This is a genomic window from Pseudomonas gingeri (genome assembly GCF_013385635.1).
GTDB classification, from domain to species: Bacteria; Pseudomonadota; Gammaproteobacteria; order Pseudomonadales; family Pseudomonadaceae; genus Aquipseudomonas; species Aquipseudomonas gingeri_A.
Genome location: NZ_JACAPR010000011.1, coordinates 223,500 through 242,875, shown reverse-complemented (window position 1 = coordinate 242,875; position 19,376 = coordinate 223,500). Strand labels below are relative to the sequence as shown.

General features: G+C 62.9%; 20 protein-coding genes. 10 read left to right on the top strand and 10 right to left on the bottom strand.

What is annotated here, in order from left to right; translation table 11 throughout:
* Positions 1-4 precede the first annotated feature (4 nt).
* The 5 genes from HX851_RS15105 (at position 5) to HX851_RS15085 (ending at position 4,305) form a co-directional block, all read left to right on the top strand.
* Positions 5-1,051 (top strand): L-idonate 5-dehydrogenase, encoded by a 1,047-nt coding sequence (locus HX851_RS15105; RefSeq protein ID WP_177065943.1) that lies wholly within the window; start codon positions 5-7, stop codon positions 1,049-1,051.
* Between the two features lie 197 nt (positions 1,052-1,248).
* Positions 1,249-2,124, top strand: coding sequence for an ectoine/hydroxyectoine ABC transporter substrate-binding protein EhuB (gene ehuB, locus HX851_RS15100; RefSeq protein ID WP_177060982.1), 876 nt, complete (start codon positions 1,249-1,251; stop codon positions 2,122-2,124).
* Between the two features lie 52 nt (positions 2,125-2,176).
* Entirely contained in the window at positions 2,177-2,854 is a 678-nt protein-coding gene (gene ehuC, locus HX851_RS15095) for an ectoine/hydroxyectoine ABC transporter permease subunit EhuC (protein ID WP_177060984.1), read from the top strand.
* Between the two features lie 16 nt (positions 2,855-2,870).
* A complete protein-coding gene (ehuD, locus tag HX851_RS15090) occupies positions 2,871-3,521 on the top strand; it encodes an ectoine/hydroxyectoine ABC transporter permease subunit EhuD (RefSeq protein WP_177065942.1) in 651 nt (216 codons plus the stop codon).
* Complete coding sequence (locus HX851_RS15085; RefSeq protein ID WP_177060988.1) at positions 3,514-4,305, top strand: amino acid ABC transporter ATP-binding protein; 792 nt, start codon at positions 3,514-3,516, stop codon at positions 4,303-4,305. The genes ehuD and HX851_RS15085 overlap by 8 nt, the downstream gene beginning before the upstream one ends.
* Positions 4,306-4,315: 10 nt before the next feature.
* Here HX851_RS15085 and HX851_RS15080 read toward each other — a convergent pair whose 3' ends face one another.
* The 3 genes from HX851_RS15080 to HX851_RS15070 form a co-directional block, all read right to left on the bottom strand.
* Positions 4,316-4,597 carry a HigA family addiction module antitoxin gene (locus HX851_RS15080; RefSeq protein WP_017129093.1) on the bottom strand — a complete coding sequence of 94 codons (282 nt, stop codon included), beginning with the start codon at positions 4,595-4,597 and terminating at the stop codon, positions 4,316-4,318.
* 13 nt (positions 4,598-4,610) lie between these two features.
* Positions 4,611-4,889, bottom strand: coding sequence for a type II toxin-antitoxin system RelE/ParE family toxin (locus tag HX851_RS15075; protein ID WP_017129092.1), 279 nt, complete (start codon positions 4,887-4,889; stop codon positions 4,611-4,613).
* A gap of 106 nt (positions 4,890-4,995) precedes the next feature.
* The gene (locus HX851_RS15070) at positions 4,996-5,895 is read right to left on the bottom strand and encodes a LysR family transcriptional regulator (protein ID WP_017129091.1); all 900 of its coding nucleotides are present in this window, start codon (positions 5,893-5,895) and stop codon (positions 4,996-4,998) included.
* A gap of 133 nt (positions 5,896-6,028) precedes the next feature.
* Here HX851_RS15070 and HX851_RS15065 point away from each other — a divergent pair, with 133 nt between their 5' ends.
* The gene (locus HX851_RS15065) at positions 6,029-7,144 is read left to right on the top strand and encodes an AbrB family transcriptional regulator (protein ID WP_177065941.1); all 1,116 of its coding nucleotides are present in this window, start codon (positions 6,029-6,031) and stop codon (positions 7,142-7,144) included.
* Here HX851_RS15065 and HX851_RS15060 read toward each other — a convergent pair.
* The 7 genes from HX851_RS15060 to HX851_RS15030 form a co-directional block, all read right to left on the bottom strand.
* A complete protein-coding gene (locus HX851_RS15060; RefSeq protein ID WP_017129089.1) occupies positions 7,117-7,446 on the bottom strand; it encodes a hypothetical protein in 330 nt (109 codons plus the stop codon). The two genes, HX851_RS15065 and HX851_RS15060, sit on opposite strands and share 28 nt — an antisense overlap.
* Positions 7,447-7,483: 37 nt before the next feature.
* The gene (locus HX851_RS15055) at positions 7,484-8,830 is read right to left on the bottom strand and encodes a dihydroorotase (protein ID WP_177065940.1); all 1,347 of its coding nucleotides are present in this window, start codon (positions 8,828-8,830) and stop codon (positions 7,484-7,486) included.
* Positions 8,827-10,083 (bottom strand): Zn-dependent hydrolase, encoded by a 1,257-nt coding sequence (locus HX851_RS15050; protein ID WP_017129087.1) that lies wholly within the window; start codon positions 10,081-10,083, stop codon positions 8,827-8,829. The genes HX851_RS15055 and HX851_RS15050 overlap by 4 nt, the downstream gene beginning before the upstream one ends.
* Complete coding sequence (locus HX851_RS15045) at positions 10,080-11,015, bottom strand: dihydroorotate dehydrogenase (RefSeq protein ID WP_177065938.1); 936 nt, start codon at positions 11,013-11,015, stop codon at positions 10,080-10,082. The genes HX851_RS15050 and HX851_RS15045 overlap by 4 nt, the downstream gene beginning before the upstream one ends.
* Positions 11,012-11,845: a dihydroorotate dehydrogenase electron transfer subunit gene (locus HX851_RS15040; protein ID WP_017129086.1), complete on the bottom strand. Its 834-nt coding sequence runs from the start codon at positions 11,843-11,845 to the stop codon at positions 11,012-11,014. Before HX851_RS15040 ends, HX851_RS15045 begins: the two co-directional genes overlap by 4 nt.
* Before the next feature lie 187 nt (positions 11,846-12,032).
* Entirely contained in the window at positions 12,033-13,298 is a 1,266-nt protein-coding gene (locus tag HX851_RS15035; protein WP_177065937.1) for an MFS transporter, read from the bottom strand.
* Positions 13,299-13,471: 173 nt separating this feature from the next.
* Positions 13,472-14,332, bottom strand: coding sequence for a hypothetical protein (locus HX851_RS15030; protein WP_177065936.1), 861 nt, complete (start codon positions 14,330-14,332; stop codon positions 13,472-13,474).
* A 247-nt stretch (positions 14,333-14,579) separates the two neighbouring features.
* Here HX851_RS15030 and HX851_RS15025 point away from each other — a divergent pair, with 247 nt between their 5' ends.
* From HX851_RS15025 to HX851_RS15010, 4 genes are all read left to right on the top strand, one after another.
* Positions 14,580-15,455 (top strand): helix-turn-helix domain-containing protein, encoded by an 876-nt coding sequence (locus HX851_RS15025; RefSeq protein ID WP_177065935.1) that lies wholly within the window; start codon positions 14,580-14,582, stop codon positions 15,453-15,455.
* A 190-nt stretch (positions 15,456-15,645) separates the two neighbouring features.
* Complete coding sequence (locus HX851_RS15020; protein ID WP_177065934.1) at positions 15,646-16,662, top strand: iron ABC transporter substrate-binding protein; 1,017 nt, start codon at positions 15,646-15,648, stop codon at positions 16,660-16,662.
* A 63-nt stretch (positions 16,663-16,725) separates the two neighbouring features.
* On the top strand, positions 16,726-18,276 hold the full coding sequence (locus tag HX851_RS15015) for an ABC transporter permease (protein ID WP_177065933.1): 1,551 nt from the start codon (positions 16,726-16,728) through the stop codon (positions 18,274-18,276).
* Entirely contained in the window at positions 18,273-19,343 is a 1,071-nt protein-coding gene (locus HX851_RS15010) for an ABC transporter ATP-binding protein (RefSeq protein ID WP_177065932.1), read from the top strand. Before HX851_RS15015 ends, HX851_RS15010 begins: the two co-directional genes overlap by 4 nt.
* The last annotated feature ends 33 nt before the right edge of the window (positions 19,344-19,376 follow it).

The following is a 19,376-nucleotide window of genomic DNA, read 5'->3' as shown; positions in this document are numbered from 1 at the left end:
ACCCATGCACGCTATCGTTTGCCATGCTTCGAAGGACCTGCGGGTCGAACCCCAGGCCGAGTCCGAACCGCTGTTGCCCGGTCAATTGCGGGTGCGCATCGCCCGTGGCGGCATCTGCGGCTCGGACCTGCATTACTACCAGCACGGTGGCTTCGGCACCGTGCGCCTGCGCGAGCCGATGGTGCTCGGCCATGAAGTGTCGGCGGTGATCGACGCGGTGGGCGGCGACACCACGGACTTCGCCCCCGGCCAACGGATCGCGGTGTCGCCTTCGCGGCCCTGCGGCGGTTGCCGCTTCTGTCATCAGGGCCTGCCCAATCATTGCCTGAACATGCGCTTCTACGGCAGCGCCATGCCCTTCCCCCATATCCAGGGCGCGTTTCGCGAAAGCCTGGTGATCGATGTCAGCCAGGCCCATCGGCTGGCCGATGACCTGAGCCTGGCCGAGGGTGCCATGGCCGAGCCGCTGTCGGTTGGCCTGCATGCGATCCAGCGGGCCGGCGCGGTGTTCGGCAAGCGGATACTGGTCACCGGTTGCGGCCCCATCGGCAACCTGTTGATCGCCAGCCTGCGGGCCGCCGGCGCAGCGGAAATCGTTGCCGTCGACCTGGCCGCCGGTCCGCTGGAATGCGCCCGACGCATGGGCGCCAGCCGTACCCACAACCTCGCCGAGGAACCGACGGCGCTGCAGGCCTATGCCGCGCAGAAAGGCTACTTCGATGTGATGTTCGAAGTCTCCGGCAGCGCCCAGGCCCTGCGCGACGGCCTGGAACGGGTCGCTCCACGGGGCGTGGTGGTCACCGTGGGACTCGGCGGCGATGTATCGCTGCCGCTGAACCTGCTGGTGAGCAAGGAAATCGACCTGCGCGGCACCTTCCGTTTCCACGGCGAATTCGCCCAGGCAGTGGACCTGCTCAATCGCAAGGTGATCGATGTGCGCCCGGTGATTTCCCATACCGTGCCGTTCACGCGGGCCATCGAGGCGTTCGAACTGGCGGCGGACAAAAGCCAGGCCATGAAAGTACTGCTGGATTTCGGTGTCCCGGGCTGAATCCGTGGCCTGTAAAAAATATATGTATATGACTTAATGATATTTATAACTTTCCATTCGCAACGATAAAGTTATAAACACATTCCAGACACGCCATGGCAGGCAGGCTCCCCGTCGGGATCGCGCCTGTCGTGCGTGCTTGCGTCACCCCGATGCAGCCGCCGACCCCATACCCTCCTTGAACCCAGGCTTACTTGATGAACGTCCTCAAATCGCTGTCGCTTCCGGCCGTGCTGTGCTCTGCCGCCTTGTTGAACGTCGCCCTGTCCTCCAGCGCCATGGCTGCCGGCCTGCTGGAAAAAGGTCGTACCGAGGGCCTCAGCGCCGGGATCGCCAATGAACAGCCATACGCCTATATCGGCACCGACGGCAAAGTCACCGGCGCCTACGTCGATGTACTCAAGGCGATTCTCGAACCCCTGGGCATCCACAAGCTCGAAACCCCGATCACCGACTTCGGCTCACTGGTACCGGGCGTCACCGCCAAGCGTTTCGACCTGATCGGCGAAGGCCTGTTCATCAACACCAACCGCTGCAAGGTCATCGGCTTCTCCAACCCGATCACCCGTTCCGGCGGCGCCTTTATCGTCAAGGCCGGCAACCCGCTGAACCTGCACAGCCTCAAGGACGTCGCCAGCAACGGCAAGGCGCGCCTGGCCACCCAGGCCGGCACCAACCAGGTCCAGGAAGCCAAGGACAGCGGCATCGCCACGACCAACGTGGTGCTGTTCGACAAGGACACCGAGGCCCTTTCGGCCCTGGAAGCCGGACGCATCGACGTGGTGTATTTCCCCGATGCCGAGATCATCGGCCTGCTGAAGAAAGCCGCCAACCCGGCCATCGAACGCGCCCTGCCCTTCGCCCAGATCCCCGATGCCCAAGGCAAGCCGAGCTGGAACTACCAGGCCTATGGCCTGCCGAAAAACGACCCGGCCTTCACCCAGGCGTTCAACGAGCAACTGGCCAGGCTGCGGGCTTCCGGCGAACTGCTGAAGATCCTGCAGAAATACGACTACACCGAAAACGAGCTGCCTGACGCGGACGTCACCGCCACGCAACGTTGCAGCCAGTAAGCAAGACCGACGCTTTCGCTGAAACGGCCTCAAACCCACACGAGTACAGGCCATGCCAATCGATACCCCGGCCGTGGATACGGCCCTGTTCATCGCGCGCCAGCTGGCCCATGGCGCGTGGGTGACCCTGCAGATCACCTTCCTCGCCGAAGTGCTGGTGCTGGCGCTGTCCCTGGTGATCGCGCTGATGCGCCTGTCGCCCTGGCGCGCGCTGCGCTGGTTCGCCACCGCCTATGTCGAGTTGCTGCGCGGCATCTCGGCATTGGTGCTGCTGTTCTATCTGTTCTTTATCCTGCCGCTGTTCGGCATCAGCCTGTCGCCGATGACCACCGGGGTGATCGGCCTCGGCCTGACGTTCTCGGCCTACGGTTCGGAGATCGTCCGGGCAGCGCTGGTCAATGTCAGCCCCGGGCAACGCGATGCCCTGCGGGCACTGGACTTCGGCGCGCTGGCGGCGTTTCGACGGATCATCCTGCCCCAGGCCCTGCCCTTCATGCTGCCGCCGCTGGGTAACCAGTTGGTGGAACTGATGAAGACCACCTCGCTGGTGTCGCTGATCACCCTCAGCGACCTGACCTTTGCCGGCAACCAACTGGTCACCACCCTGGGCCAGCAGACGCTGATCTGGAGCATTGTGCTGGTCTGCTATTTCGTCATGGCCTGGCCGCTGACCTGGCTGGTGCGCCGCTACGAACAACACAGCTCGGCCTGGCGCCGGCTCTCGAAATAGATAACGCGGGAATAACATGGAATTCGATGTCGAATTTGCCTGGTCGATCCTGCCCGACCTGCTGCGCGGCCTGCTGGTCACCGTGCAGGTGGTGGTGCTGGGCTTCCTGCTGGCGGTGCTGCTCGGGTTGATCCTGGCCATTGCCCAGCGCTCGCCCGTCGTCGCGCTACGGCGCTTCTGCCAGGGCTATCTGAGCTTCTTTCGCAACACGCCGCTTATGGTTCAGCTCTATGTGCTGTTTTTCGCCCTGCCCTCGGCGGGCATCACCCTGCCGGCGATCTCCACCGGTGTGATCGGCCTCGGGCTCTACTACAGCGCCTATATCGCCGAAGCCTATCGTGGCGCCATCGACGGCGTGCCGGCCGGCCAGTGGGAGGCGGCCCGCGCGCTGGACTTCGAGACGGCCACCACCTGGCGCCGGATCATCCTGCCCCAGGCCCTGAAACCGATGCTGCCGGTGCTGGGCAACTACCTGATCGGCATGTTCAAGGAAACCCCGCTACTGGCGGTGATCACCATTCCGGAACTGTTCCAGGCCGCCAAGCAAGTGGCCGGCATGACCTATCGCTACACCGAACCCTATACGCTGATGGCCGTGCTGTTCCTGATCATCAGCGTCCCGACTTCCCTGCTGTTCAAGTACCTGGAAAGGCGCAGCCATGTCTGATATTGCACACCTGGCGAGTACCGCGCCGGCCCAGATTCGTCTCACCCAGGTGGTCAAGCATTTCGGTGCGACCCGGGTGATCGACCACCTCGACCTGAGCATTCCCCAAGGCCAGAAAGTCGCGTTGATCGGCCCCAGCGGCTCGGGCAAATCCACCGTGCTGCGCCTGATCAAGGGGCTGGAGCCCTACCAGCGGGGCCGTATCGAAGTCGACGGCGTGCCCGTCACGGCCAAGGCCTCGGGCTGGCGCTGGCCCGGCGCAAAGAAGCCGGCGGTGGAGCATCGGGTCGGCATGGTGTTCCAGCAGTTCAACCTGTTCCCGCACCTGACCGTGCAGGAGAACATCACCGAAGCGCCGTTGCAGGTGCTCAAGGTCAGTCGTGAGGAAGCCCTGGAACGTGCCCATGCCTATCTGGCGATGGTCGGCCTGGGCCACAAGGCCGACGCCTACCCCGCCCAACTGTCCGGCGGCCAACAGCAACGGGTGGCCATCGCACGGGCCCTGGCGATGCGGCCGAAGGTGATGCTGTTCGACGAAGTGACCTCGGCCCTGGACCCGGAACTGGTGGGCGAAGTGCTGGCGGTGATCCGTTCGATTGCCCATGAGCAGCAGATGACCATGTTGCTGGTGACCCACGAAATGAAGTTCGCCCAGGACATCGCCGACCGCGTGCTGTTCATGGAAGCCGGACGGATCGTCGCCGACGGCACGCCACGGCAGATACTGATCGAACCGGACAACGAACGTACCCGGCGTTTTCTCAATCGGGTGGAGCAGCGTTGACCGCGCCCTTTCAGGCCGCGACCAACCGACCAACCGCTGGCTGCTCGCGGTGTTCGGCTTGCCACAGGTCATAGTTCATTTGCAGGCCCAGCCAGAAACGAGCAGTGCTCAAACCGGAGCGCTCCAGGCGCACAGCCAGATCAGGGCTGATGGGTGCCCGACCATTGATCACCCGTGAAAGCATTTCACGGGAAAAATGCAGGCGCCGAGCCATCTCAGCGATCGTTATGTTCAGTTCCGGCAGCATCTCCTGAATCATGAAGCCAGGATGCGGAGGATTATGCATGGCCATGAATGGCCTCCTTTCAGTGATAGTCGAGGTAATCGACCAACTCGACGTCCACCCCGACAAACTGGAAAATCACACGCCAGTTACCGCTGACGGTCATTGACCAATACCCGGCCAACCGCCCCTTGAGCAAATGCAGGCGATAACCCGGAAGATCGAGCTCGCCTGGACTCGCGGCCATATCAAGAGCAGCGAGGATGAGCCCCAGTCGCCTGGCATGACCAGCCTGAATCCCCCGGGTGGTCCCGGATTCAAAATAGGCCTTCAGGCCCTTGTGTCGGAAAGTCTTGATCATGACTATAGCGTGAACCGATGATTCACGGAACACAATATTCTGGACCGTAGGCGGATTCGGCGATCAAGTGGTCAGACAAGCACACAACGCGCAGGAATTCCCGCTGTCAACGCTCGCTGAAAAACGCCCGGCCATCGCGCTTGAGCAGGTCGAGCATGGTCTGCGCGGCCGGCGACAGATAGCCGCCGGCCCGCACGGAAACCACCAGGGTGCGCTTCATGGTGGTTTCCTTGAGGCGTACTTCACGCAGGTGCATCGCGCCCCGTACGTCCTCCAGGGTCTCGCGTGCGAGGAAGCTCAGCAGCCGGGTCTGGCCGATCAGGCGCGGCAGCAGGGAAATCGTGTTGGTCTCGATCTGCACCGAAGGCAGCGGTAGGTCATGGGCAAGGAACACATTGTCGATCCAGCGTCGCGATGACACGCCGGCCGCCGGCAGCACCCAGCGATAGCGCCCCAGTTCGCTCAGACGAATCGGCCCGTCGAAGATCGGATGATTGCGACTGGCGACCACTACCGCCTCGTCGTCGAACAACGGGTGGGACAGCAACTGCGAGTCGTCGAACAGCGGGCAGATCACCATGTCCAGGCGCCCGGAACGCAGGGATTCGCGCAGCATGTCGTCCTGGCCGATCGCCAGGTTCAGGGTGATCTCCGGGGCCCGTTCGAGCAAGGCCGCAGTCAGTTGCGGCAGCAGGTATTCGGCCATGCTCGCCGCACAGCCCAGGCGGATATTGCCCAGCACGCCACTGGCGAAGTCGCGTACCTCCCGATGGGTCTCGGCAATGCTCTGCTGCAACTGCCGGCCGCGCTGCTGCAACAGCATGCCGACCGGTGTCAGCTTGATCCGCCGCCCCTCGCGCTCGAACAGTTTGGTACCGAACGACTCCTCAAGGCGCTGGATGCTCTTGGTCAGTGCCGGCTGGCTGCGATTGAGCTTTTCGGCTGCCCGCCCCAGGTGCCCCAGTTCGGCAATCGTTTCGAAATAGGTGAGATCTCGCAGATCCATAATTGATCAACCAAAGTTATCGTTTCATCACAATTAGAGTCTGGACTTGATCGATTGCGTTATCAATAATTTATCTGCCGCGCCGATCCCAACGCCCTGCAACAGGCGCGTCCAGCGCTCTGGAGTGTGTTTCTTGCCTGCATCATCATCCTCGTCATCACGGTTTTCCCTGACCACCTGGCCCCGCCCATTGCAATGGCTGGCCCTGATCATCCTCGCCGGCACCGCCGGACAACTGCTCAAGCACGCCAGCCTGCCGGCCGGGCAATTTATCGGGCCAATGCTGGTGGCCATCGGCTTTGGCGTCAGTGGCGCCAACATCCGCATTCACCGGCAGGCGTTTCGCTTCGGCCAGGGCTGCATCGGCCTGCTCGCCGCCCACTCCATGACCCTGGCGGTACTGACGTCGATGGCCGAATCCTGGCACCTGATGCTGTTCGCCACGGTGCTGACGGTGTGCCTGAGCTCCCTGGTGGGCCTGGCGATGGTGCGTTTCGGCGGGATCCAGGCCAGCACCGCCGCCTGGGGCACCTCACCGGGCGCGGCGTCGGCCATGGTCCTGATGGCCGATGACTTCGGTGCCGATGGCCGGGTCGTGGCAACCATGCAATACGTGCGCGTGGTCTGCGTGGTAGTGATCGGGGCGCTGGTCAGCCATGTGCTGGAAGCCCCCGCCAACGGCAGCGAACTGCATGCCACGCAAGCCGCTCTGCACGGTTTCAGCCTGGTCAACCTGGGGCTGACCCTGGCCACCGTGGCACTCGGCGTGGTGCTCGGCGCGCGTATCCCGGCCGGCGCCCTGTTGGTGCCACTGCTGATCGGCGGGGTTCTGCAACTGTCGGGGCTGCTGCATATCACCCTGCCCGCCGGGCTGCTGGCCGTCGCCTATGGCGCCATCGGCTGCTTCGTCGGTCTGCGCTTTGATCGGCCCACCGTGCTGTACGTGTGGAAACGCCTGCCGACGATGATCCTCGGCGCCATCAGCCTGATCGCCCTGTGCGCCGCCTCGGCCTGGGTCCTGGCGAAGTGGCTCGGCCTGGATTTCCTCTCGGTCTACCTGGCCACCAGCCCCGGCGGTCTGGACACCATGGCGATCATCGCGGTCGACACCCACTCAGATGTCGGCCTGGTCCTGGCGATGCAGACCCTGCGTCTGCTGGCGGTGATCTTCACCGGCGCCTTCTTCGCCCGGCTGGTGATCCGTTTCGCCGGGCAAGACGCTCAGACCAAGCCGCGACTGCCGGCATAGGCCACCACCACCTCATTCAGGGCAGCGGCGATCAGGCCGCTGTCGGCGGTGCGCAAGGCTTCGTCAAGACTGTCCATGTAACCCAGCAACTGCGCCTGGATCTGCTGGGCAAACTCCGGACGAACTTCCTGATCTTCATAGAACAGCACATAGGCCCGGCAGAACTCGCCGATGACAAAACAGATGGCCGCCTGCTCGGGCAGCGTGCGGATGATCTGTTCGCATTGCACCCGTACGCGCTTGAAGGAATCGGTGCCCGGCAAGGCATTGCGGAACTCCTGGACAACAGCTGAAAAATTCATGGTTCGTTCCTTATGGTCATTGAATACAGGGCAGGCTTCAGCGATCGAATGCCAGGCGCTGTCCGTGAATGTCAGGAACAATGGCGCTACCGTCCCAGACCCGCTGGCCGTTGACGAAGGTGCCGACAATCCGCGACGAAAAGGTCGTGCCCTCGAACGGGCTCCAGCCGCATTTGGACAAGACCTGGGAGCGCTCGACCCGATGCGGCGAATGCGGGTCCACCAGGACCAGGTCCGCCGCGTAGCCCTCGCGCAGAAAACCGCGTCCGACCACGTCGAACAACCGGGCTGGCGCATGGCTGGTGGCCTCGACCACCCGTTCCAAGCTCAACTCCCCGGCGAACACCCGCTCCAGCGCTGCCTGAAGTGCAAACTGCACCAGCGGCAGACCCGAGGGTGCCTTGGTGTAGAGCGCCTGCTTTTCTTCCAGCAGGTGCGGTGCATGGTCGGTGGCCAGCACGTCGATACGCCCATCGGCCAGCGCCCGGACAATGGCCTGGCGGTCCGTCTCGCTCTTCACCGCCGGGTTGCACTTGAGCAGGAACCCCAGCCGCTCGTAGTCCAGGTCATTGAAATGGAGGAAATGCACGCAGGTTTCGGCGGTGATGCGCTTGCTCGCCAATGGCCCCGGTTCGAACAGCTCCAGCTCTTCGGCAGTGGAGATATGCAGCACATGCAAGCGGCTGCCATGCTTGCGAGCCAGGTCGATGGCCAGCCGGGTGGACTGGATGCACGCCTCGCGAGAACGGATCAGCGGATGCTCGCGGGCCGGGATGGCCTCGCCATATTCGAGCGTGGCCCGGGCCAGGTTGGCGTCGATCATCGGTGTGTCTTCGCAATGGGTGATGATCATCACCGGCGTGTCGCGGAAAATCCCGTCCAGCACCTGCGGATCGTCCACCAGCATATTGCCGGTCGAGGCCCCCATGAACACCTTCACCCCCGGCGTGCTGCGCGGGTCGATGCGGCGAATGGCCTCCAGGTTGTCGTTGCTGGCCCCCAGATAAAAGGCGTAGTTGACCACCGAGGACTCGGCGGCGATCGCGTACTTCGCTTCCAGGGACGCCTGGTCCAGCGCCGGCGGCCGGGTGTTGGGCATTTCCATGAAGCTGGTGATGCCGCCCGCGGCGCAGGCTCGCGACTCGCTGGCGATATCCGCCTTGTGGGTCAGTCCCGGCTCGCGAAAATGCACCTGGTCGTCAATCATCCCGGGCAGCAACCACAGGCCGCCTGCCTCGATCACCGGGGTATCGGCAGGCACCTCGATGACCGGAGCGATCCGTGCGATGCGGCCGTCGCGGACCCACAGGTCGCTGATAAAACGCTGCCCTTCATTGATCAAGGTGGCGTTGCGGATCAACCACGAATTGCCTTGCTGTGTCATGGATTCAACTCCTGGCTGGCGAGATAAAGTACTTCGGTCGCCCTGACGAAATCGTCGACGTCCATCGCTTCATGGGGGTTATGGGAGCCATGCTGGTTCCGGATAAACAACATCGCGCTGGGAATCCCTGCGTTGGCGAACACCGCCGCGTCGTGTCCCGCGCCACTGGGCGTCTGCATACCGGCCCAGCCCTGCTCGCGGGTCAGGCGGCTGAACAGTTCGACCCAAGGTTGATGCATGGCGGCCGGCGCGGTGTCGACACGCTCGTCGAACTCGAAGATCACCCGGCGCCGCGCTTCGATCAACCGCACCTCATGCAGGATCAATGCATGGAAACGCTCCAGCGTCGGCTGTTGCAGGCTGCGGATCTCCAGACTGAAACTGACTTCGCCGGGGATTCGCGACACCGCATGATGAGCGCTGTTGGTGCCCAAGGTACCGACCGTCACCACCAGGTCCTGTCCGGCGGCCAGCCATTGCTCCCAGCATTCATCGATCCGTGCCACCAGCTCGCTGACGGCGAACACCGAATCGTGACGATCCTCGCGGGACACCGCCCCGGAATGGCCGTCTTCGCCCAGGCAACGGACCCGGTTGTGGCGCAGGTTGCCGCGAATGCCGGGGACAATGCCGATGGCCTGGCCGGCTTTCTCCAGGGACTCGGCCTGTTCGATATGCACTTCCAGGTAGCCGGCGAACTGCTCGCGCTCGATCAACCATTGCTGGCGGCGGATCGCGTCGAGGTCAGCGCCGACCGACTGCAGGGCATCGCCCAGGCTTTTTTGGCTGAAGCGGTTAACCCGCTGCAAGTCTTCCCCGGTGAGTCCGCCCATCACCGCCCGCGAACCGATATAGGACTTGCCATACCAGGCACTCTCCTCGCCCCGCAAGCCGAGGACGCGAAAAGGCCATGCGGTGCGCACCTGCTCCTGGTCCAGCCGACACAGGCACAACAGACCAGCCACTACCCCGGCCAGACCATCGTAGTTACCACCTTGGGGGACCGAGTCCAAGTGCGACCCATACCAGATGGCCGGCAAGCCGGAATCGTCACGACGCTGAAAGATCACATTGCCGGCGCGGTCGCGATTGACCTCAAGCCCGCGCGCCAGGGCGTAGTCGCACAGGTAGGCAATCGCCGCGCTTTCGCCGGGGCCGTAGCTTTCCCGGGTAATACCCTCCTTGGGATCGCGTGACAACTCGGCGATATCGGCGAATATCCTGCTGGCCTGGGCCTGCCACAGTGAGTTCATGGCAGTGCTCCAAACGGCTCGGCCGGCGCATCGTCGAGACTGCCGATCAAGCTGCTCAGGCGACTGACCCCCTTGCGCCGGCAATACACGTCCAGTTCGTCGACCATCAGGTTCATGGTCCGGGGATGGATGAAAGTCGCGGTGCCGACCTGCACTGCAGTGGCGCCGGCAAGGATGAACTCCAGGGCATCGTCGGCGGTGGAAATACCGCCGCAACCGATCACCGGGATGCGCAGGGCCTGCGCACACTGATAGGTCAGGCGGACCATCAGCGGCTTGATCATGGCGCCGGAAATCCCGCCCATGAAATTGCCCAGGCGGGCACGACCTTTCTCGATATCGATGGACAGGCCCAGCAGGGTATTGCCGACCACCACTGCATCGGCACCCTCCTCTTCGGCCGCCAGGGCGATCTCGACGATCTCGCCGCTGTTGGGGGTCAACTTGACCCACAGTGGCAATGCCGTTGCCTTGCGCATCAACCGGACCACCTGCCGCGTGCTGTCGGCCTGCATGCCAAATGACTGGCCGTGGGCCTCCAGGTTCGGACAGGAAATATTCGCTTCGATCCCGGCGATGCCCGGCACATCGCCCAGGCGCGCGGCGAGGTTGGCGAAGCCTTGGGCGGTGGGCGCGGAAATGCTGACAATCAACGGCGTGTCGTAGTCGCGATAGAACGGCACCACCTTGTCGATAAAACTGTCGGCGCCTTTGCTGGGAATACCGATGGCATTCATCATCCCGTCGGCCAGTTCGCAGACCCGCGGCATCGGGTTTCCACTGCGTTTTTCAGTGGTGATGGTCTTCGTCACCAGCGCCCCCAGGGCGTTGAAATCCAGCAGGTGGCTGAGTTCCTCGGCGAAGGTGCCCGAGGCCGGCATCACCGGATTGCGCAGGTGCAAACCGCCGATCTTCACGCTCAAATCAATCATTCCACCACCTCCGCCAGGTCGAACACCGGCCCTTCCAGGCAAACGCGCTTACCGATCTTCAACCCTGCGACTTCAAATACATCGACGCAGCACTGGCACATGCCCAGGCCGCAGACCATCTGCTGCTCCAGGGCCACCTGGCCGCTCAGGTGCAACTCGCCGCACAGGCGCTTGAGCAGACGCGTCAGGCGTCTGGAGCCACAGGTGAACAGGGCATTGCTGCCCTCGCGAGCGATGACGCGGCGCAGCAACGCTTCGATGTGCTCCAGCCCGCTACTGCCATCCTCATCGAGGACGCTGATGACCTCGGCTCCCAGCGAAGCGAAACGCTCGCGGGACAGCAGGCTTTTTTCGCTGCGGGCACTGAGCACCGCCGTCAGGCTGATGCCCAGGGCATGGGCTGCTTCCGCCAGCGGTGCGAGCGTCGCCAGGCCCACGCCACGGGCGACGATGATCATGTGACGCCAGTCCGGGTCGAGGTCGAAGCCTTTGCCCAGGGGCCCGAGGATCTCCAGGGTCTGTTGCGGCCGCAGCGTATCCAGGCCATAGGTGCCCTTGCCGGTCACCTTGTAGAGAAACTCCACCTCGCCACTCAGCGGATCGGCCTTGTAGGTGCTCATGGGACGACGGAAGAACGGCTTGTACTCGCCGTCGCTCGGACACAGCAGATTGAAGAACTGTCCGGGCCGGGATTCACTGGCGGCACCGCCGGCCTGGAGCACCAGGCGCTTGTACTCGTCATTGACCCATTCGTTGGACAGCACCACCGCCAGCGTGTCGTTGGGCGGTGTGACGGCGATAGCCTGGCAGCAGCTGGAGACCACAGTCATTGGAAGGACCTCTTCTTGTCTAATTTTTGATACACAACAATCAAAAGAATGCGATACCTCCTCTGACCAAGGCGGTATCCGCTGTTTTCCACTGTTCTTCTGAGCTGACTTTACGCCAGCTCGTCATGCATGTCTAATTTTTGATACGGAACTTTTGCAAATATCCAGGCGTCCTTGCCCTTACCGGCTATTGCTCCTGCGGCGAGAGCGGCGCGGCCGGCGCCTGCCCCTCATCCCCCTGACTGCGTGGCAACAGGAACAGGGTCGCCGCCATCGCCAGCAGATAGATCGAGGCCAGCAGCATGATCGCCGCCGAGAACGAATACGCCAGGGCAATCGCGCCGACCACCAGCGGCCCGAAACCACCGACACCGCGTCCGACATTGAACAGCACATTCTGCGCGGTGGCACGCACCTGGGCCGGGTACAGGTCGGAGATCAGGGCGCCGTAGCCGCCAATCATGCCGTTGACGAAGATGCCCATCACCACCCCGGCGAACAGCATCGTCAGCGGATCGGTGAGGTTGGCGTACAGCAGCACCATCAAGGCGGCGCTGCCCTGGTAGAGCAGAAAGATCTTCCAGCGCCCGAAACGGTCGGCCAGCTGGCCGAACAACCAGATACCGAAGGCCATGCCCACTACCGTCGCGGCGGTCCAGGTCCCCGAGGCCGTCAGGGAAAAACCGAACTGCCGGGACAGATAACTGGGCATCCAGATCATGATGCCGTAGTAGCCGAAGTTCTGTACCGAGGTCAGCACGATGACCCCGAGGCTGGCCTTGGTGGTCTGAACGTCCTTGAACAGTTCGGCAAAGCGACGGGTAAAGGAAATCGGATTGCTTGCCGCCTTGAGAAACGCCTGCGGCTCGCCCATGGTATGGCGGATGCAGAACGACAACAGCGCCGGCACCAGCCCCACCAGGAACATGCCACGCCAGCCAATGTGCGGCAGCAGCAACGGCGTCAGCAACGCCGCGGCCAGGACCCCGGCCTGCCACCCCATGCCGACATAGGACGAAGCCCGGTTGCGCTGGCTGGTCGGCCAGGTCTCGGCGATCAGAGCCATGCCGATACCGAACTCGCCGCCCAGGCCGAAACCGGCCAGCGTGCGATACGCCAGCAGATCCCAGTAACCCTGGGCCAATGCGCACAGTCCGGTAAACACGGAGAACACCAGGATGCAGGCACTGAGCATCTTGACCCGTCCATAACGGTCACTCAATTGACCGAAGACCAGACCACCGATCACCGCGCCAAGCAGGGTCCAGGTCACCAGCGAACCGGCTTCGGAACTGCTCAGGCCCAGGGCCAGGGTGATGGTCGGCAACATGAAACCGAGGATCAGCAGGTCGAAACCATCCATCGCGTATCTCGTTACACTGGCAACCAGGGCCTTGCGTGGTGATGCAGCCGCGTTTGCGGCAGTCGAATCGTTTTGCGCCGTCACGATCATAACCTCTTGTTTTTCTGGATGTTGTTGGCAGTACGCCGATAGAGGCGAGCTTGCCGTTACCCCGACTCATCCTTACTGGCATCACGCACGCTTCATGAAGCAAGCGCCGTGCCGCAGTCTACGAACAAATGAGACGAGCTGTCTAATTTTTGATACTAGTTCATCAAAAAAAATCACAAGTGCCACTCGATATTGACCGAGAGCGCATCGGTATCCACACCAGGCCGGTCATGATTACCGAATTTGTTTCGCCAGTATTCGTAGCCCGGACCGATCCACAGCACATTGCTGGCGCCCCAGCCAAGTCGGCCGACATCCAGCATCAGCGAGGCGCGCATCAGTTGCTCGGGCGCCGTGGACTGCTGCTGGTAATCGTCTCCCTTGCTGCCGTTGAGCAGGTAATAACCCTGGAACTTGAGCGGTAACCCGGCCACTGCAAAGGGCACGCCCCAGTTCACATTGAACTGGTAATACGGGGCGAACAGGATCTCGTTGTGATTCCCCGGCCTGTCGCACGCATCCAGGCCGCAATGATTCCATTCCCTGGCGTAGTAGAGGCTGGCGTCGACAAACCCGGCCGACAGGGCGAACTTGACGGTCGGACCGAACACCAGCATGCGCTTGTTGGGGCCGAAGGCGTTGTCCTTGTCGTTGTAGTCAAAGCCGGCCGTCAGGGCCAGGTCCCGCACCGGACCGAACGCCAGTGGCGTGCCGAAGACCTTTCCATACTGCATCTGGTTACGGTAAGTCACGTAGACCTCGGTGGCACCGCTGCCGCCACCCTTTGCCGGATCGCTGCGATCGGACTTGAACACATCCAGGTTGACGAAATTCTGCCCCAGCGAATAACCGCTCACATGGGACACCTGCAGAATCTGCTTGGCGACATCTCCGCCATTGCCCGGCTCTGTGTAATGGGCGCTGTAGCGATAGCCGACCAACGTATCGCCCCAGGCCAGCGGAGTCAGCAGGTAAATCGAGGGGACAAGGGACAAAATCGAGACGAACGAAGGCACTGCGAATACATGACGCATGAGGTGAGCTCCGATTTCTTATAGTTATGGGCACAGCGCGACGAGCCAATCAGATAGACATGGCCAAGCCTTTTTTGTATTTTTTAGACGAGTAAATTTATCTCGTCTAAATATTGATACAGGCAAGCCCGATACAGGTCAAGAAATTTCCTTGTGCGTGCCGCGACCTTTTCCTTGACGGTCGCCACCGCAACAGATGGAGCTATTGGCTGCCACCCACGGACGCGTTCAGACTTTCGGAGCCACAGTGAGCCAAATCGACTACCAAGCCATCGGCGAGCGCCTCAGGGCCTACCGGATCGGACGCCAGATGAATGCCGACCAAGTGGCGGAAAAACTGGATATTTCCAGGGCGGCGGTGTATCGCCTGGAACTGGGCAAGATCGTCAAGCTCGAAACCCTGGAGCGGTTGGCCGAACTGCTGAACGTCTCGTTCAACAGCCTGCTGGGTTCGGATACCGAGTACTTCGACAACGCCCTGGGCTACTTCGAACGGATGCGCCAGCTCGAAGCTCGCTCCACCCGCATCCAGTCCTACTTCGACCCCTTCTCCTATCTGCTGACCACACCCGAGTACTCCGAGCTGTTCAGGACCATGCTCGATGAAGCACGCCCCAACGACTTCGATGCCCGCCAGGACGCCATGCAGACGCAGATCCTCGACATTCTCAACGAGCGCAAGGCAACCTTCTCCAAACAGAATTTCGAGGTCCACTCGATCATCAGCCTGCGCCAGATAGAACGCTACCTGCACATCGGCCTGGTGGGCCGGCTGGACCTGCCCACCAGTGTGAGAATGGAAAGAGCCCTGCTGGCCCGTCGGGAGATAGAGCACCTGATCGAGAAGATCGGCAGCGACGGCGGCCGCGTGAATATCTACCTGATCGATGAAACCCTGCCCAGTGCGACCTTCCAGATTTTCCAGCAGGCACACACCAGCTATGTCGCCGTCAGCCCCTATCGGCTGGGCGAACTGCCCAATATTCATACCGGAATCGCCAGCGTCACCTCTTCCCCAGAAGCTGTGGCGATGTACAAGAACATGACTCAGGGCCTGCTCAAGCGCGCCCACAGCGGTGACGCCGCGAAAAACCAGTTGAGCCAGCTGCTGGCCAAGCTCTGAGTCTCAATCAAAATACAAACGACATCGATTAACGGTTTATTTGACGTTTTTTTCTCATCTCGCGCTCTACATTCCCGCCCGGACAAACATGCGAATGATTCCTATTGTTTAACTGGATCGGCGAATCGGGCGCAAACGCACCTGCCAACGCCTGCCACACATTCAACAAGACCGCAGGAGCTTCCTCCCAATGATTTCCCGTCTCCCCTCGTTTCTCAAGACCGCCCTGGTGGCCACCGCGTTGCTCAACGCCGGTCACGTCTACGCGGCGCCCAGTGCCGATGGCATCGTGGTCTACAACGCCCAGCACGAAAGCCTGACCAAGGCCTGGATCGATGGCTTCACCCAGGAAACCGGGATCAAGGTGACCCTGCGCAACGGCGATGACACCGAGATGGGCAACCAACTGGTGCAGGAAGGCGACAAGTCGCCGGCGGACGTGTTCCTCACCGAGAACTCCCCGGCCATGGTCCTGGTGGACAGTGCCAAGCTGTTCGCCCCGGTCGCGCCGACCACCCTGGAACAGGTCGGTGCGGCCTACCGTCCGGCCCACGGCAACTGGGTCGGCATCGCCGCCCGCTCCACCGTGTTCGTCTACAACAAGAGCAAGCTGACCGAGGCACAACTGCCCAAGTCCCTGCTCGACCTCGCCTCGCCCGAGTGGAAAGGCCGCTGGGCCGCTTCGCCGGCCGGTGCCGACTTCCAGGCCATCGTCGCCGCCGTGCTGGAACTCAAGGGCGAAGCCGCGACCCTGGACTGGCTCAAGGCAATGAAGACCAATGCCTCGATCTATCGCGGCAACAGCGCCGTGCTCAAGGCAGTCAATGCCGGCCAGGTCGAAAGCGGCGTGATCTATCACTACTACAGCTTCGGCGACCAGGCCAAGACCGGCGAGAACAGCAAGAACACCTCCCTGCACTACTTCAAGCACCAGGACCCCGGCGCCTTTGTCAGCACCTCCGGTGGCGGCGTGCTCAAGTCCAGCAAACATCCGGAAGAAGCCCAGGCGTTCCTCAAGTGGGTCACCGGCAAAGGTGGCCAGGCCGTCCTCAAGAACGGCAACTCGTTCGAATACGCGGTGGGCGCGGGCGCCGAGTCCAACGCGAAACTGGTGCCGCTCAAGGATCTCGATGCACCGAAGGTCGATGCCTCGAAACTCGACAGCAAGAAGGCTGTGGAACTGATGACCCAAGCCGGAATCCTGTAATTGCTTCCAGAGTCCATTCCGCCTCTGGACCCCGCCGCAGTCGCTCACGCGCCTGCGGCGCTTTTGCGTCCACGCAGCAGAAAATTCTTCGGGCACCAGGGCAATCCCTGGATCATCGGGCTGTCGCTGCTGGTGTCCTTGCTGGCGTTGCTGCCCATCGCCTTCGTGATCCTCTCCACCTGGCAAACCGGCTGGGCCACCCTCGAAGCGCTGGTCTGGCGCCCACGGGTGGCGGAACTGCTGGTCAACACCCTATTGCTGATGGTCATCACCATTCCCCTGTGCGTGGCGCTGGGCCTGACGCTGGCCTGGCTGACCGAACGCACCGACCTGCCCGGCCGCCGTATCTGGTCATTGCTGGCAACCGCGCCGCTGGCGGTGCCGGCGTTCGTCCACAGCTACGCCTGGGTCAGCCTGGTGCCACCGATCCACGGCTTGTTCGCCGGGGTGCTGGTCTCGGTGATCGCCTATTTTCCGTTTCTCTACCTGCCGATTGCCGCCACCCTGCGCCGTCTCGACCCGGCCATAGAGGATGTCGGCGAGTCCCTCGGGCTCAAACCCTGGGCGGTGTTTTTCCGTATCGTCCTGCCGCAATTGCGCCTGGCGATCTGTGGCGGTGCGCTGCTGGTGGGCCTGCACCTGCTGGCCGAATACGGCCTTTATGCGATGATCCGCTTCGACACCTTCACCACAGCGATCTTCGACCAGTTCAAGTCGACCTTCAGCGGCCCGGCCGCCCATACCCTGGCCGGTATCCTGGCACTGTGCTGCCTGCTGCTGCTGACCGTCGAATCCGCCGCCCGCGGCAAGGCGCGTTATGCCCGGGTCGGCTCCGGCAGCGCGCGGCAACAACGCACGGTACGCCTCGGCCGCACCACGACCCTGCTGTCACTGAGCATTGCGCTGATCAGCAGCGTGCTCGCCCTCGGCGTGCCATTGATCACCCTCGGCAACTGGCTGATCGCCGGGGGCAGCGAGGTCTGGCAACTGGACGAATTGCTCCCGGCCCTGGAACAGACGCTGCTGCTCGGCGCCGCCGGAGCGCTGCTGACCACCTGTTCCGCGGTGCCCGTGGCGTGGTTGTCGATCCGCTCGCCCGGGCGCCTGCACCGCCTGCTGGAGAGTTGTAACTACATCACCAGTTCGCTGCCCGGCATCGTCGTCGCGCTGGCCCTGGTCACGGTGACCATCAGCTTCGCCCGGCCGATCTACCAGACTTCGCTCACGGTGCTGCTGGCCTACCTGCTGATGTTCATGCCACGCGCTCTGGTCAGCCTGCGCGCGGGTATCGCCCAGGCCCCGGTGGAACTGGAAAACATCGCACGCAGCCTGGGACGCTCGCCTGCCCGCGCCCTCTGGTCGATCACCCTGCGCCTCGCCGCACCGGGGGCCGCCGCGGGCGCGGCACTGGTGTTCCTGGCGATCACCAACGAACTGACCGCCACCCTGCTGCTCGCACCCAACGGCACGCGCACCCTGGCCACCGGTTTCTGGGCCCTGACCAGCGAGATCGACTACGCCGGGGCCGCACCCTACGCACTGATCATGATCCTGCTGTCACTGCCGCTGACCGGGCTTCTCTACTACCAATCCAAACGCACGGCGGGCCGATGAACGCTCTGGAACTCCATTCGCTGTACAAGTCCTTCGGAGCACAGGCGGCCCTGGAAGATATCAACCTGTCGATCGCCACCGGCAGCCGCACGGCTATTGTCGGGCCTTCCGGCTCGGGCAAGACCACCCTGCTGCGGATGATCGCCGGCTTCGAATTCCCCGACGCCGGCAGCATCCTGCTGGACGGCCAGCCGCTGGTGGACAGCAGGACCCAGGTCCCGGCCCACCAGCGCCTGATCGGTTATGTCCCGCAGGACGGCGCACTGTTCCCGCACATGACGGTCGCCGACAATATCGGCTTCGGACTCAGCGGCAAGCCGGCCGCGAGACAGCCGCGTATCGCCGAACTGATGGAGCAGGTGGCGCTGGATACACAGATGGCCGGGCGCTGGCCCCACGAACTGTCCGGCGGCCAGCAGCAACGGGTCGCCCTGGCCCGGGCGCTGGCGCAACGGCCACGGCTGATGCTGCTGGACGAGCCCTTCTCCGCCCTGGATACCGGCCTGCGCGCCGCGATGCGCAAGATGGTCGCGCGGCTGCTGTCGGACGCCGGCGTGACCACCATCCTGGTCACCCACGACCAGGCCGAAGCGCTGTCGTTTGCCGACCAGTTGGCGGTGATGCGCAAGGGCCGACTGGTGCAGGCCGGACCGCCGATGGAGCTCTACCTGCGCCCCGACGATGCGGACACCGCGCTGTTCCTCGGCGATGCGGTGATCCTGCCCGCGCGGGTCGAGAATGGCTGGGCGTACTGCGACCTGGGACGGATCGCGGTGAATGACGAAGGCAACCACGGCGCGGCGCAGATCATGCTGCGCCCCGAGCAACTGCAACTGAGCGCGCCCGGCCCGGATCAGGTCGAGGGTGATGCCTGTGCCGCGGTGGTGAGCGACTGCGATTTCGGCGGCAACACCTGTACCTTGACGGTGCAACTGCAGAATCCGCACAAGCGGGCGCTGCTGGTACGCAGCACGGGCATGCAGGCGCCCAGGGTCGGTAGCCAGGTGTGGGTGTCGACCCTGGGGCATGCCCATGTGCTAGGCCCCTGTGTATCAAGCCCCGGTTAGCAGATCAGCACCCCGCTCGTCGCCCTGGCGGGC

Excerpts from the sequence above, each read along its gene's own strand:
- HX851_RS15105 (WP_177065943.1), top strand. The coding sequence starts at position 5 with ATGCACGCTATCGTTTGCCATGCTTCGAAGGACCTGCGGGTCGAACCC.
- ehuB (WP_177060982.1), top strand. The coding sequence starts at position 1,249 with ATGAACGTCCTCAAATCGCTGTCGCTTCCGGCCGTGCTGTGCTCTGCC.
- ehuC (WP_177060984.1), top strand. The coding sequence starts at position 2,177 with ATGCCAATCGATACCCCGGCCGTGGATACGGCCCTGTTCATCGCGCGC.
- ehuD (WP_177065942.1), top strand. The coding sequence starts at position 2,871 with ATGGAATTCGATGTCGAATTTGCCTGGTCGATCCTGCCCGACCTGCTG.
- HX851_RS15085 (WP_177060988.1), top strand. The coding sequence starts at position 3,514 with ATGTCTGATATTGCACACCTGGCGAGTACCGCGCCGGCCCAGATTCGT.
- HX851_RS15080 (WP_017129093.1), bottom strand. The coding sequence starts at position 4,597 with ATGGCCATGCATAATCCTCCGCATCCTGGCTTCATGATTCAGGAGATG.
- HX851_RS15075 (WP_017129092.1), bottom strand. The coding sequence starts at position 4,889 with ATGATCAAGACTTTCCGACACAAGGGCCTGAAGGCCTATTTTGAATCC.
- HX851_RS15070 (WP_017129091.1), bottom strand. The coding sequence starts at position 5,895 with ATGGATCTGCGAGATCTCACCTATTTCGAAACGATTGCCGAACTGGGG.
- HX851_RS15060 (WP_017129089.1), bottom strand. The coding sequence starts at position 7,446 with ATGAATTTTTCAGCTGTTGTCCAGGAGTTCCGCAATGCCTTGCCGGGC.
- HX851_RS15055 (WP_177065940.1), bottom strand. The coding sequence starts at position 8,830 with ATGACACAGCAAGGCAATTCGTGGTTGATCCGCAACGCCACCTTGATC.
- HX851_RS15050 (WP_017129087.1), bottom strand. The coding sequence starts at position 10,083 with ATGAACTCACTGTGGCAGGCCCAGGCCAGCAGGATATTCGCCGATATC.
- HX851_RS15045 (WP_177065938.1), bottom strand. The coding sequence starts at position 11,015 with ATGATTGATTTGAGCGTGAAGATCGGCGGTTTGCACCTGCGCAATCCG.
- HX851_RS15040 (WP_017129086.1), bottom strand. The coding sequence starts at position 11,845 with ATGACTGTGGTCTCCAGCTGCTGCCAGGCTATCGCCGTCACACCGCCC.
- HX851_RS15035 (WP_177065937.1), bottom strand. The coding sequence starts at position 13,298 with ATGATCGTGACGGCGCAAAACGATTCGACTGCCGCAAACGCGGCTGCA.
- HX851_RS15030 (WP_177065936.1), bottom strand. The coding sequence starts at position 14,332 with ATGCGTCATGTATTCGCAGTGCCTTCGTTCGTCTCGATTTTGTCCCTT.
- HX851_RS15020 (WP_177065934.1), top strand. The coding sequence starts at position 15,646 with ATGATTTCCCGTCTCCCCTCGTTTCTCAAGACCGCCCTGGTGGCCACC.
- HX851_RS15010 (WP_177065932.1), top strand. The coding sequence starts at position 18,273 with ATGAACGCTCTGGAACTCCATTCGCTGTACAAGTCCTTCGGAGCACAG.